This is a genomic window from Subtercola vilae (assembly GCF_004923255.1).
Lineage (GTDB): Bacteria > Actinomycetota > Actinomycetes > Actinomycetales > Microbacteriaceae > Subtercola > Subtercola vilae.
Window position 1 is genome coordinate 16,115 of record NZ_QYRT01000044.1, and the last position, 13,546, is coordinate 29,660.

A 13,546-nucleotide genomic window follows, 5' to 3' on the forward strand; every position below is an offset into this window, starting at 1 on the left:
TTGTGGCCGTGCCCGGCGCAATGGCCCAGAGCGTCGGTGGCACGGGTTAGGCTGACGTCACAGGTTTTTACGAGGAGGATGAACATGGCACGCATCGGGGAGAGCGCCGACCTGCTCAAGTGTTCGTTCTGCGGTAAGAGCCAGAAGCAGGTTCAGCAACTCATCGCCGGCCCCGGCGTGTACATCTGCGACGAGTGCGTCGAGCTCTGCAACGAGATCATCGAAGAGCGCCTGTCTGAGACCGGCGAAGAGGCGGCCAGCGAGTTCGAGCTGCCGAAGCCCAAAGAGATCTTCGCTTTTCTCGAAGAGTACGTCATCGGCCAGGAGCAGGCCAAGCGCTCGCTCGCCGTCGCCGTGTACAACCACTACAAGCGTGTTCGCTCGCGCAACACTCTCACGTCGGCCGACGCCATGGCCGACGAGGTCGAGATCGCGAAGAGCAACATCCTGCTCATCGGCCCCACGGGCTGCGGCAAGACCTACCTCGCACAGACGCTCGCAAAGCAGCTCAACGTGCCGTTCGCCGTCGCCGATGCCACCGCGCTCACCGAGGCGGGCTACGTCGGCGAAGACGTCGAGAACATTCTTCTGAAACTGTTGCAGGCCGCCGACTTCGATGTGAAGAAGGCCGAGACCGGCATCATCTACATCGACGAGATCGACAAGATCGCGCGCAAGGCCGAGAACCCCTCGATCACGCGTGACGTGTCGGGCGAGGGTGTGCAGCAGGCGCTGCTGAAGATTCTCGAGGGCACGGTCGCCTCGGTTCCGCCGCAGGGCGGGCGCAAGCATCCGCACCAGGAGTTCATTCAGATCGACACGACCAACGTGCTCTTCATCGTCGCGGGTGCATTCGCCGGCCTCGAAGAGATCGTGGCCGAACGTTCGGGCAAGCGCGGCATCGGTTTCAACGCTCCGCTGCACTCCAAGCGTGATGACATCAACCTCTTCAGCGAGGTGCTGCCTGAAGACCTGCACAAGTTCGGCCTCATCCCCGAGTTCATCGGTCGACTGCCCGTGGTCACCACCGTCACCCCTCTCGACCAGGTCGCTCTCATGCAGATCCTCACGGTTCCGCGCAACGCCCTCGTTCGCCAGTACCAGCGCATGTTCGAGCTCGACGGGGTCGAACTCGACTTCGAGAAGAATGCCCTCGAGGCCATCGCCGACCTCGCGGTGCTGCGCAAGACCGGTGCCCGTGGCCTTCGCGCCATCATGGAAGAGGTGCTCGGCCCGATCATGTTCGAGGTGCCCTCGACCGACGAGGTCGCCAAGGTCATCATCACGCGCGATTCGGTGATCTCGAACGCGGCGCCCACCATCGTGCCGCGCGAGGCACCGCGCCGCGTCGAGAAGTCGGCGTAGCGGGTAACAGCTGAGCGAGCATCCGGCGACCCGGCATCGGGGCGGGTTCGCGCAACCGATTTCGGCCGGCATCGTCGCCGGTATCACAGGTTTCGCCAGTTCGTTCGCCCTCGTTCTGGCTGGCCTGCATGCGGTCGGGGCCACGGATGCCCAGGCCTCCTCTGGGCTTCTGACACTGTGTTTCGCGGTCGCGATTCTCTGCATCGTGCTGGCCAGCGTCTTTCGCATGCCCATCTCGTTCGCCTGGTCGACCCCGGGGGCGGCGCTGCTCATCGCTGCGTCAAGCACCACCCACAACTTCTCGGCCGCCGTCGGGGCATTCGTGGTGTGTGGCCTGCTGATCGTGCTGTGCGGGCTCTGGCCAGCGCTCGGGCGGGCCATCACCCGCATACCGAAGTCGCTGGCGAGTGCCATGCTCGCGGGCATCCTGTTTCCCATCTGCCTCGCTCCGGTGCTCGCTGTCGTGCAGATTCCCGCGCTGGCTGTGCCGGTGGTTGTCGTGTGGCTGCTGCTGTTACGGCTCGCGCCGCGCTGGGCTGTTCCGGCGGCGATGGCGGTGGCGGCCATCGGCATCGGCATCACGGCGGGCACCGGATGGCTCACCGCCGCCTCCACCACGCTGGCGCCCGAGCTGAGTTTTGTGCTGCCCACGTTCGACCCGTTCATCATCGTCAGCCTCGGGCTTCCCCTCTTCATTGTGACGATGGCAGGCCAGAACGTGCCCGGCTTCGTGGTGATGTCGACCTTCGGTTACACCGTGCCGCCGCGGCCCGTTCTCGTCGCGTCTGGTGCCGCGACCGCGGTCGGGGCGCTGTTCGGTGGGCACGCAGTGAACCTGGCCGCCATCACCGCTGCCATCATGGCGGGCCCGGATGCCCACCCCGACCGCTCCCGGCGCTGGATCGCGACGTTCACCTCCGGTTTCGTCTACATCGCGTTCGGGCTCGCAGCAGGGGTGGCAGCTGCCCTCATCTCGGCCTCGCCGCCCATTCTCATCACCGCGGTCGGCGGACTGGCGCTGCTCGGCGCGCTGGTCTCGGCGCTCTCGAACGCCATCGACGAGGTCGCCCACCGCATCCCCGCCGCCGCGACGTTCCTGGTCACAGCCTCGGGCATCACCGTCATCGGCATCGGGTCGGCGTTCTGGGGCCTGCTCGCAGGCGGCGCCGTCATGCTCTGGGCTGTGACACCCCGGCGCTCGTAGGCGGGGGCAGCACGGCGGGCAGAACTCCGGGCAGCACGGCGGGTAGCATCGCGGGTTGCACCGCGGGTGGCCCGGCGACGAGCCCGTCGGGGTGCGCGAAGTGCGACAGCTCGGTGAAGGCGGCACCGACGCGGGCGAAGGTGGCGGCCATCCACCACCACACGAGGGCGCCGAGCGGCAGTGCGCTGGCCACGTGGATGCCCGCCGCCACCCCGACCACGACCACGTACGAGTCACCGCCGGCGTCACTCGAGCCGAGAACACCGAAGGCGAGCATGGCGAGCACGCCTGACAGGGCCGCACCGATCGTGAGCGGCACGGCAGAGATGGCGAGCGACGCCAGCGTGACGGCGATGGGTCGGTGGGTGCCGGCGCGCCGCAGCAGCAGGATGCCGGATACCACACCGAGGGCTGAGATGAAGGCGCCCGCCGCGACGATCACCACGGGTGAGATACCGAACACGGTTGCGGCATCGGCCGGTATGCCGACCGACGGGTCGCTCAAATCGAAAGTCTGCATGCCGTCGAAGAGAAACGTCGCCCCGTAGAAGAAGGCGAGCTGGCCGAGCACGGCAGCGATGAAGTCGCCCCCGAGGGCCACGAGCCCGAGGCTCAGTGCACCCGCACCCAACGCGCCGACGCGCGCCCGGCGGCTCAGCGGATGTCGCCTCTGATGGCTGGCCGGGGAGGCGCCGGTCGCGGGGAGGGTCGAATAAACCATACCGCCAGCTTCAGCCAGATACGAGCAAAAGTCAACTATGAATCAGTCGTCGGTCAGGTCGTCAGACTGCGACACGGTCGCCTCGTCGGTGTCGGGGTCGTAGTCGATGCGGGTGCCGTCGTCGAACTCGACCACGGGGCGCGACTCGAGCCAGGTCAGAGTCCAGTACCACATGGTGGTGTCGACGTTCTGCTCGGCCAGCTCGCCTTCGACGTCGAGAACGGCATCGATGACGGCTTGCGGCAGGCGAGCGGGGGGCTCGTCGCCGCTTGACCAGCGGGTTCCAACAGAGATCATTCGAGGGGCTCCAATAGGGCTAAACGGGCAGGTCGTAGGTGACCCAGGTGGTGCGGTTGGCGACTGTGTCGTAGAGGCGACGGGCGGTTTCGTTCTTCTCGTCGGTGATCCAGCGCACGACGTTCGCGTGACGGGTTGCGGCGAGGGCCTTGATCTCAGCGAGGAGGGCCGACGCGACACCGGCACCCCGGGCATCCGGAGCGACGAAGAGATCGTCGAGGTAGAGCCCCCGACCACCGGCCAGGGGGCGGGCGAACTCGCGGATGTGCGCGAGACCAACCAGCTTGCCGTCGTCTTCGGCTACGAGCGCCTCGGTCTCGTGCGCTGGGTCGGTGAGCCAACTCCACACCAGAACGGCGCGATCGCCCTCGATCGGGGTCTCATAGAACTGGCCGTACGCCACGTAGAGGTCGTACCAGGCAAAGAAATCGCGGTCGGTGATGGGGCGGATTGTCAACGTCATTGTCGGTCACCTTCGGTTGTCGTTGAGCCAGGAGTCGTGCAAATAGTTATCCGACACTATCGCCACCGAGCACGATCTCGCGCACGGCGAGCTCAGCTGCTGGCGCAAAGACGAGGGTCTCGATGCGGCCCACGTCGCGGAGATCCGCTGCGGCGAGCTCGAGCTCGGCGATGATGTCGGGCGGGCCTTCGATGGTGGCCGACGACACGGGGGTCTTCTGCGAGGCCTTGGCGTCGGTCTTCGCGCGGCGGATGGCAACGAGTGCCTGGCCGGCGAGCCCGAGCAGGGTGCCGTGGGCGGGTAGGGTGGGTGCGGCATCCGGAGCGAACGCCGCGCCCTCACCACCCGTCACGCCGGTGGGCCAGGGCGCGCTGTGCACCGAGCCGCCGTCGGGGTGGCTCCACGACCACACCTCTTCGGTGGCGAACGGAATGAACGGCGCCAGCAGGCGCAGCAGCACGTCGACCGCGGCCTGCAGTGCGAGCACGGCCGAAGCCTTGTCTGCCGGGTCGGCCGCCGCGCTGTAGGCGCGCTCCTTGACGAGTTCGAGGTAGTCGTCGCAGAAGGTCCAGAAGAAGGTTTCGGTGACTTCGAGAGCCCTGGCGTGGTCGTAGCTCTCGAATGCCTCGGTGGCGGCCACGATGACCGTATCGAGCTGCGTGAGCATGCTGAGGTCGAGCGGGTGCGTCACGGCGGCCTGCCCGGCGGGCAGCTCGAAGCCGTAGACGAACTTCGCGGCGTTCAGAACCTTGATGGCGAGCCGGCGGCCGATCTTGATCTGGGTGGGGTTCTGGGGGTCGAACGCTGCGTCGGTTCCGAGGCGACTGGATGCCGCCCAGTACCTCACCGCATCAGACCCGTGGGTCTCCAGCACGTCGGCGGGTGTCACGACGTTGCCCTTCGACTTCGACATCTTCTTGCGGTCAGGATCGACGATGAACCCCGACAGCGCAGCATGCTTCCACGGCGTGCGGCCGTCTTCGAGCGCCGAACGCAGCAGCGTGGAGAAGAGCCAGGTGCGAATGATGTCCTGGCCCTGCGGGCGCAGGTCGTAGGGTGCGACGAGGGCCCAGAGTTCGGGGTCGCGCTCCCATCCACCCGCGAGCTGCGGGGTGAGCGAGGAGGTCGCCCAGGTGTCCATCACGTCGAGTTCGCCCACAAAACCACCGGGCGTGTTGCGCTGTGATTCGTCGTAGCCGGGTGCGGCATCCGTCGACGGATCGACAGGCAGCGACGCCTCAGACGCCACGATGGGCTGGTCGAACACGGGGTTGCCGTCGCCGTCGAGCGGGTACCACACGGGAATCGGCACGCCGAAGAAGCGCTGGCGGGAGATGAGCCAGTCGCCGGTGAGGCCGTTGACCCAGTTGTCGTAGCGCACCTTCATGAACGAGGGGTGCCAGTCGACTTCCGCGCCCATGTCGAGCAGGCGCTGGCGCAGAACCTCGTCGCGCGCACCGTTTCTGATGTACCACTGGCGCGTCGAGACGATCTCGAGCGGCTTGTCGCCCTTCTCGAAGAATTTCACCGGGTGGATGATCGGCTTCGGGTCACCGATCATTTCACCTGAGGCGCGGAGGAGATCGACAACCGTCTGCTTGGCCGAGAAGATCGTCTTGCCGGCGATCTCGGCATACGCGGCGAGCCCGCTCTCGCTGGTGATGACATCCGGGGCCTCGCTGATGATGCGCCCGTCGAAGCCGACGATCGCGCGGTTCGGCAGCGACAGGTCACGCCACCAGATCACGTCGGTGAGGTCGCCGAACGTGCAGACCATCGCGATGCCGGCGCCCTTGTCGGGCTGGGCGAGGTGGTGGGCGACGATCGGCACGGAGACGTCGAAGAGGGGGGTGCGCACGGTCGTGCCGAAGAGCGGCTTGAAGCGTTCATCGTCGGGGTGAGCGACGAGCGCCACACAGGCCGCGAGCAGCTCGGGGCGGGTGGTCTCGATGAAGATGTCTGTGCTGTTGAGCGTTCCGTTCGGGTCTTCGGGGTGGAACGCGATGCGGTGGTACGCCCCCGGCACATCTTTGTCTTCGAGCTCGGCCTGCGCGACGGCAGTGCGGAACGTCACATCCCAGAGCGTGGGAGCCTGCGCCTGGTATGCCTCGCCGCGCTCGACGTTACGGATGAATGCCAGCTGGCTGGCGCGCATCGACGAGTCGGCGATGGTGCGGTAGGTCTGGGTCCAGTCGACGCTGAGCCCGAGCCGGTGCCAGAGCGCTTCGAACTGCTTCTCGTCTTCGACGGTCAGGCGCTCGCAGAGTTCGATGAAGTTGCGGCGGGAGATGGGCTTCTGGTCGGCCGCCTTGCCGCTCTTGTTGTCGCCGCCCTCGTAGGGCGGCACGAATGACGCCTCGTACGGCAGCGTCGGGTCGCAGCGCACACCGTAGTAGTTCTGAACACGGCGCTCGGTGGGCAGACCGTTGTCATCCCACCCGATGGGGTAGAACACGCTCTTGCCGCGCATACGCTGAAAACGGGCGACCACATCGGTGTGGGTGTACGAGAAGACGTGCCCGATGTGCAGCGAGCCCGAGGCGGTGGGCGGCGGGGTGTCGATGGAGTAGATGTTCTCGCGTGAGGCGAGCGCGCGGTCGAAGCGGTAGGTGCCGCGTTCGCTCCACAGCTCATCCCACTTGCCTTCGAGGCCTTCGAGCGCGGGTTTTTCGGGAACGTTCGCGGTCATGGTGGCCCTCCAGGCGCTATGGGCGGCACCGAGTCAGTGAGGTGCCTTTTGTGAACTGACCCCACTGTACCCGGCGGGTGACGGGATGCCCGAACTCACGGGTTCGAAACAGTGCCCTGTCGTTGCATGTGAATATACTCATGGTGTCAGGCGGGGGCTCCAGGGCTTGGGGGCGTCCTGCAGATCGCTCGCACTGCCGGGCCGACACGAAGGTGCCACCGTGGGTATTGTTCGCAAATGGGTTTTTCCGATCATCCGGTTGGCCGTCGTGGCAGCCATCGCCGTTGCACTCTGCAAGCTGGCATTCTTTCCCGATAGTCAGGCCATCGCCGACCCGGCGGTACCGACCGGCCAGTTGACCGAACCGAAATCAGTGGTGACCACGGGCACGGTCTCGAACGATGTGACGCTGAAAGCGACCATCAGCGCCGACCCCGCGACACCGATCAGGGCGACGGCCATCGGCGTGGTCGACGAGGTCTCCGTGGCCGTCGGCGCGACTGTGTCGCCCGGCGACACGATCTTCGACATCAAGGTCGAGACGGCGCGCGACCCGCTCGAAACGGCGGGGCCCGACGGCTCGACCATCTCCACACCGCGAAAGCCCCTGATCACCTACGTTGCGGTGAAGGCACCGAGTGCGGGCATCGTGAGCGCACTGCCCGTGCTGGCGGGGCAGTCGATGGCCATCGGCGACATCGCCGGGCAGATCGCACCGCCCACCTTCTCGGTGACGGGTTCGCTGAACGCGGCTGACCAGTACCGGTTGGTGAGCCAGCCCACCGAGGCGACGGTCGCCATCACGGGCGGGCCGGCGCCGTTCACCTGCACCGGGCTGAGCATCGTCACCCCGCTGGCCGGGGCAGACTCGAGCGGGTCTGGGTCTGGCGGGGGCTCGGCGCCGGGCGGAACCAGTGGCGGTGGCAGCAGCGGCGGCGGCTCGGGCAACACCCTCCGCTGCAGTGTTCCCGTCGACGTGCGCGTCTTCTCCGGCCTCGCGGCCGACGTCACCATCGCGGCAGGCAAAGCCGAGAACGTTCTGGTCATCCCGACCACAGCCGTCGAGGGCACCGCGGTCAACGGCAACGTATGGTTCGTGCTACCCGACGGAACGACCGAGCAGCGGCCGGTCATCCTGGGCCTGACCGACGGCACGCAGGTGCAGGTCGTCTCGGGACTCGCTGCGGGCGACACCGTTCTGCAGTTCGTTCCCGGCGCCGCCGCCCCGGCCGACGGCTGCGGGGGCGCGCCGAACTGCTTCAGTGTCGGCGGCTCCGGCGCTGCGATCGCGGGTTGAGCCGTGGCGCTTCTTGAGCTCAGGGGTGTGGGCAGAACCGTCTCCCGAGTGGATGATCGGCCCCTCGTGATTCTGAACGGAGTCGACCTCGTGGTCGACGTGGGCGACCGCCTGTCGATCGTCGGGCGCTCGGGCTCGGGCAAGTCGACCCTGCTCAACCTGCTCGGCCTGCTCGACTCACCCACCGAGGGTGAGATCTTCTTCGACGACGCACCGACCCGGCAGTTCTCTGCTCGCCAGCGCGACGTCACGAGGGGTCGGGATGTGGGATTCATCTTTCAGCAGTTCAACCTGCTGCAGGGGCGCACGGCGCTCGAGAATGTGATGACACCACTGCTCTACGACACAGGGTCTGCGTTCTGGCGCCGGCGGTCCATCGCGACCGCCATGCTCGAACGGGTCGGGCTCGGGCATCGGCTGGCGTCGACTCCCGACCGGCTCTCGGGCGGTGAGCAGCAGCGCGTGGCTATTGCGCGCGCCCTCGTGCGGGGGCCGCGCCTGATTCTCGCCGATGAGCCGACGGGTGCGCTCGACATTGAGACGGGCGAGTCGGTGATGGCCCTGCTCGACGAAATCGCCACGGCGTCGAGTGCGGCGCTGGTGACGATCACGCACGACCCGGCGATCGCGGCACTCGCGACGAGGCGCTTTCGGCTGGAACGCGGGGTGCTGGTGCCGTGGGCGGAGGTGCTCTTGTGAAAGGTCTTCTGACTGCCTTCGTCGGCAGCGTGATCGAGGCATGGGCCGAACTGCGCATCCACCGCACGCGGGTGCTGCTCTCGCTGATCGGCGTTGCTGTGGCGGTCTGTGCGCTGACCAGTGTGGTGGCGCTCGGCAACATCGCGCAGCAGGCGACCATCGAAACCAGTGAGCGTTCGAGCGGCCGGCCGGCGACCCTCTACGTGTCGGCGTACACGGCTGACGGGTCGACGCCCTCGGCCGCCGTCATGGACAAGACGTGGAACGAGGCGCTCGTTCGCTACGGCGTGCGGTACGCCAGCCGGGTGAATCAGCAGCAGCTGAGCATCCAGTTCATCGACGGCGTCAGCGTGGTGAACGCGATGCTCGTCGACCAGCCCTACGGCACCATGCACCGGGTCACCGTCTCGAAGGGCTCGTGGTTCGGCGAGGCTGACGCGCAGCGGCTCGCGCCCGCGCTGATCGTGAACGACATCTTCTACGCCCGGCTCGGCTCACCCGATCTCAGCACGCACCCCACGGTCACGCTGGCCGGGTCGAAGCCGGTCACTGCGGTTCTCGTCGGGGTCACCGCGTCGCAGAGCTGGGAGAGCCAGCCCAGCATGATGATGCTGAACGATGCCTATACACAGCTGGCCGACAAGCTGACGACGGATGCGTCGTACCCCTCTTACCCGTCGTACGAGATGTGGGTACCGCCCGCGCTCTCGGCAGACCTGACGACACGGCTGACGGCAGACTTCAGCGCCTCGCTCGGCGAGGGCGCCACCGCCCAGGTGAACCGGCAAGACTATGCGGCGAACGGCGACGACCCGTTTCTGCCGATCAAACTCGTCATCAGCGGGGTGGCGGTGCTGGTGCTGCTGCTCGGCGCGCTCGGGCTGGTGAACATCTCGCTGGTGACGGTACGGCAGCGCATCCAGGAGATCGGTATCAGGCGGAGCTTCGGCGCGACCGCCCGGCGGGTGTTCTTCGCGGTGATGATGGAGAGCGTGGTGGCAACGGTCGCCGCCGGTGTGGCGGGGGTGATGCTGTCGATTCTGATCGTGAAGAGCCCGTGGGTCGAGGGCGCCATCGCCCAAGGGGTTTCCGATGTGCCGCCTTTTCCTGTCGAGGCCGCTGTGCTCGGGTTGGCTGCGGCAGTGGTGGTCGGCGCGATCGCCGGGCTGTTGCCGGCCGTCGTCGCGGTTCGTGTGAAGGTGATCGACGCCATTCGATACTGACCTCCGGCGCGACTGAGCCGCGGTGCCAGATCTCGCACCGCGGCTCAGTACAGATGGGTGGGCCCGCCTACGACAGGAGCTTGGCGAGCCCCCCGCGCAACCGCGTCAGCTCGTCGGTGAGGGCGGCGGGCATCCGGTCGCTGCCGAGAGAGGCGAAGTAGCGTTCGGTTTCATCGGCTTCGATGACCCACCCCTCGGCGTCGAGGCCCAGCAGTGTGTCGAGCTGGTCGCGGGTGAGGCCGAGGCCGTCGACGTTCAGCTCGTGCGCCAGCGGCAGCCCGCCGATGGGGGTTTGGCGAGCGGCGACATCGCCTTCGAGGCGTCGGATGATCCACTCGACCACGCGCGCATTCTCGGCGAAGCCGGGCCAGAGGTACGAGCCGCCGGCGTCTTTGCGAAACCAGTTGACCTGAAAGATGGCCGGCGCGTCAGAGCCCAGCGTTTCGCCCATGTCGAGCCAGTGCTGAAAGTAGTCGGCCATGTTGTAGCCGACGAAGGGCAGCATCGCGAACGGGTCGTGGCGCAGACGCCCGACGGCGCCGACAGCGGCCGCCGTGGTCTCTGAGGCCATGGTGGCGCCCACGAACACGCCGTGGGCCCAGTTCTTGGCCTGGGCTACCAGCGGCACCGTGCTCGGGCGGCGGCCACCGAAGAGGATGGCGTCGATCACAACGCCCTCAGGGTCTTCCCATTCAGCCGCGATCGAGGGGCACTGGTCGGCCGCAACGGTGAAGCGGGCGTTGGGGTGGGCGGCCGGGGTGGGGGAGTCGGGCGTCCAGTCGTTGCCCTGCCAATCGATGAGGTGAGCGGGGGCCGTTTCGGTGAGACCCTCCCACCACACATCGCCGTCGTCACGGAGGGCGACGTTGGTGAAGATGGTGTTTCCCCACATGGTGTCGACCGCCGTTTTGTTGGTGGCAAGGCCGGTGCCAGGTGCCACGCCGAAGAAGCCACGTTCGGGGTTGATGGCTCGGAGTCTGCCGTCAGGGCCGGGCCGCATCCAGGCGATGTCGTCGCCGATCGTCTCGACCTTCCAGCCGGGAATGGTGGGCTTCAGCATGGCGAGGTTCGTCTTGCCGCACGCCGAGGGGAAGGCGGCGGCGAGGTGGTAGACCTTCTGCTCGGGTGAGGTGACCTTGACGAGCAGCATGTGCTCGGCCATCCATCCCTCACCGCGGGCCATCACCGAGGCGATGCGGAGCGCGAAGCACTTCTTGCCGAGCAGAGCGTTTCCGCCGTAACCCGAGCCGAATGACCAGATCTCGCGGGTCTCGGGGAAATGCGCGATGTACTTCAGCGGGTTGTGCGGCCAAGCGACGTCGGGGGTGACCGTCACACTGCCATCGGCGGCGGTCGCGACGAGCGGAGCCCCCACGCTGTGCAGCGCCGGCACCCACTCGGTGGTGCTGGTGATGGTGTCGAGAACGGCCGTGCCGATGCGGGTCATGAGGGCCATGCTCGCCACAACGTACGGCGAATCGGTGATCTGGATCCCCACCTGAGACAGAGCGCCTCCCACCGGGCCCATCGAGAACGGTACGACGTACATCGTGCGCCCCCGCATGCTGCCGGCGAACAGTGCGCTGAGTTCGGCCTTCATCTCGGCCGGCGCCCGCCAGTTGTTGGTGGGGCCGGCGTCGATCTGCTCGGTCGAGCAGATGAAGGTGCGGTCTTCGACCCGGGCTACATCGGCGGCGTCGCTGCGCGCCAGAAAACTGTTCGGGCGCCATTCGGGGTTCAACCTGATGAGGGTGCCCTGGCTGACCATGAGTTTGGTGAGGTCATCCCATTCCTTGGTCGAGCCGTCGCACCAGAGCACGGCGTCGGGTTCGGTGAGCGCGCTGATCTCGGCGACCCAGTCGGTCACGCTCGGCGACTGTGCACGAGGTGTGGTGATGGGGGCTGTGGTCGGGGCGGTTTCGACGACGTGCAGCGCGGCGCGGCGCGTCCACGAAAGGTCGGCCGGTGTGGATTCGAGGATGCTCATGGCGGCTCCTAAGGGTATGAGAAAAAGTATTTTGTGGCTGTTCCTCCACTTTCCCCGCTATTTGGGCTACATTCTAGAAATCGATCGTGAAAGATCGGCTGTTCTTTACAGGAGGCAAAGTTGCCCACCAAAATCGACTTGATCACCCTTGGTCGCCGCATCCGGCACTTCAGAAAGCTTGCCGGGCTCACGCTCGACCAACTCGGCGAGCGCACCGGAGTCGTCGGCAGCCAGCTGTCGCTCATCGAGAACGGTCGCCGCGAACCCAAGTTCTCTCTTCTGCAGTCGCTCGCTGCCGAGCTCGGTGTCACCCTCGCCGAGCTTCTCTCCGAAGAGGCTCCGGATGCCCGCACTGCGCTCGAGATCGAACTCGCTCGCGCACAGAACGGAACCCTGTACGCCTCACTCGGGCTGCCGACAGTGCCAGCGAGCCGCAACCTGCCCCAGGAGACGCTCGAGTCGCTGGTGGGCCTGCACCGTGAGCTGCTGCGCCGGGCCACCGAGTCGATTGCGACGCCCGAAGAGGCCCGGCGTGCCAACACCGAGCTGCGCGACACCATGCGGCAGAACAACAATCACCTGCCCGATCTCGAGAAGATCGTCGAGCAGACGCTCGCACGCGTGGGGCACACCGGTGGAGCGCTCAGCCATCGAACGGTGAGCCTGCTCGCCGAAGACCTGGGCTTTCGCCTCATCCACGTGAACGATCTGCCGCACTCCGCCCGGTCGGTCACCGATCTGGCGAGCGGGCGCATCTACCTGCCGCCGGCCTCGATTCCGGGCGGCCACGGCCTGCGATCGATGGCCCTGCAGGCGATGGCCCACCGTGTGCTCGGCCATCAGCCGCCCGAGAACTATGCCGAGTTCCTGCAGCAGCGCCTCGAGATCAACTACTTCGCTGCCGCCTCGCTCATGCCGCAGACCGCAGCGGTGAAGTTCTTGTCGGCAGCAAAAGCGCGCCGCGACCTATCAGTCGAAGATTTTCGCGACGCATTCGGTGTCACCCACGAGGCGGCTGCGCTCCGGATGACCAACCTCGCCACCTCGCATCTGGGCATCAACGTGCATTTCCTCCGCCTCACCGATGACGGAGCCATCCAGAAGGCCTACGAGAACGATGCCCTGCCGTTACCGCACGACGTGACCGGAGCCGTCGAAGGGCAGTTCGTCTGCCGCAACTGGGCCGCACGCGTCGCCCTCAGCCGCACCAACCGGTCGACGGAGTTCTACCAGTACACCGACACTCCCGCCGGCACCTTCTGGTGCGCAACCCAGACGGGCACGACGTCGGCGGGGGAGTTCTCGATCAGCTTCGGCACCTCGTTCGCCGATGCGAAGTGGTTTCGGGGCCGGGACACGTCGAAGCGGGCCGTCTCGCGCTGCCCCGACGAGTCGTGCTGCAAACGCCCGCCGAGCGAGCTCGTCGAACGCTGGTCGAACAGCGCCTGGCCGAGCGCGCGCCTGCACGCGCATGTGCTCTCGCCTCTGCCCTCCGGCAAGTTTCCCGGCGTCGACGACCGCGAGGTCTTCGAGTTCCTCGAATCCCACGCCACCTCCGCCTAGCCCCGGTCGGGGCGGGGCGGGGCGAGGAGGCGGGAGTC

At 66.9% G+C, this 13,546-nt stretch carries 11 protein-coding genes; 6 read left to right on the forward strand and 5 right to left on the reverse strand.

Annotation, left to right across the window (positions count from 1 at the left end; translation table 11 throughout):
* The first annotated feature begins 84 nt into the window (after positions 1-84).
* A complete protein-coding gene (gene clpX / locus D4765_RS16290; protein ID WP_136643374.1) occupies positions 85-1,365 on the forward strand; it encodes an ATP-dependent Clp protease ATP-binding subunit ClpX in 1,281 nt (426 codons plus the stop codon).
* Between the two features lie 70 nt (positions 1,366-1,435).
* Entirely contained in the window at positions 1,436-2,569 is a 1,134-nt protein-coding gene (locus D4765_RS16295) for a benzoate/H(+) symporter BenE family transporter (protein WP_323512870.1), read from the forward strand.
* Here the strand turns inward: D4765_RS16295 and D4765_RS16300 are convergent.
* Genes D4765_RS16300 through valS form a run of 4 tightly spaced genes read right to left on the reverse strand, consistent with a single transcriptional unit; the run spans position 2,535 to position 6,739 of the window.
* Complete coding sequence (locus tag D4765_RS16300; protein WP_136643376.1) at positions 2,535-3,290, reverse strand: hypothetical protein; 756 nt, start codon at positions 3,288-3,290, stop codon at positions 2,535-2,537. The two genes, D4765_RS16295 and D4765_RS16300, sit on opposite strands and share 35 nt — an antisense overlap.
* Positions 3,291-3,332: 42 nt before the next feature.
* Positions 3,333-3,587 (reverse strand): hypothetical protein, encoded by a 255-nt coding sequence (locus D4765_RS16305; RefSeq protein ID WP_237280505.1) that lies wholly within the window; start codon positions 3,585-3,587, stop codon positions 3,333-3,335.
* A gap of 19 nt (positions 3,588-3,606) precedes the next feature.
* Positions 3,607-4,050, reverse strand: coding sequence for a GNAT family N-acetyltransferase (locus D4765_RS16310; RefSeq protein ID WP_136643377.1), 444 nt, complete (start codon positions 4,048-4,050; stop codon positions 3,607-3,609).
* A gap of 46 nt (positions 4,051-4,096) precedes the next feature.
* Positions 4,097-6,739, reverse strand: a complete 2,643-nt coding sequence (gene valS / locus D4765_RS16315; RefSeq protein ID WP_136643378.1) for a valine--tRNA ligase — start codon at positions 6,737-6,739, stop codon at positions 4,097-4,099.
* Positions 6,740-6,959: 220 nt separating this feature from the next.
* Between valS and D4765_RS16320 the strand changes: the two genes are divergently transcribed.
* The 3 genes from D4765_RS16320 to D4765_RS16330 are packed head-to-tail and all read left to right on the forward strand — an operon-like array spanning position 6,960 to position 9,958.
* Positions 6,960-8,036 carry a permuted SH3 domain-containing protein gene (locus tag D4765_RS16320; protein WP_136643379.1) on the forward strand — a complete coding sequence of 359 codons (1,077 nt, stop codon included), beginning with the start codon at positions 6,960-6,962 and terminating at the stop codon, positions 8,034-8,036.
* A gap of 3 nt (positions 8,037-8,039) precedes the next feature.
* Positions 8,040-8,735 (forward strand): ABC transporter ATP-binding protein, encoded by a 696-nt coding sequence (locus D4765_RS16325; protein ID WP_136643380.1) that lies wholly within the window; start codon positions 8,040-8,042, stop codon positions 8,733-8,735.
* A complete protein-coding gene (locus D4765_RS16330) occupies positions 8,732-9,958 on the forward strand; it encodes an ABC transporter permease (RefSeq protein WP_237280506.1) in 1,227 nt (408 codons plus the stop codon). Before D4765_RS16325 ends, D4765_RS16330 begins: the two co-directional genes overlap by 4 nt.
* A gap of 67 nt (positions 9,959-10,025) precedes the next feature.
* On the opposite strand, the gene D4765_RS16335 is transcribed toward D4765_RS16330, so the two are convergent.
* Positions 10,026-11,945 carry a phosphoenolpyruvate carboxykinase (GTP) gene (locus D4765_RS16335; RefSeq protein WP_136643381.1) on the reverse strand — a complete coding sequence of 640 codons (1,920 nt, stop codon included), beginning with the start codon at positions 11,943-11,945 and terminating at the stop codon, positions 10,026-10,028.
* Between the two features lie 120 nt (positions 11,946-12,065).
* Here D4765_RS16335 and D4765_RS16340 point away from each other — a divergent pair, with 120 nt between their 5' ends.
* The gene (locus D4765_RS16340) at positions 12,066-13,508 is read left to right on the forward strand and encodes a helix-turn-helix transcriptional regulator (protein ID WP_237280507.1); all 1,443 of its coding nucleotides are present in this window, start codon (positions 12,066-12,068) and stop codon (positions 13,506-13,508) included.
* Positions 13,509-13,546: the final 38 nt, after the last annotated feature.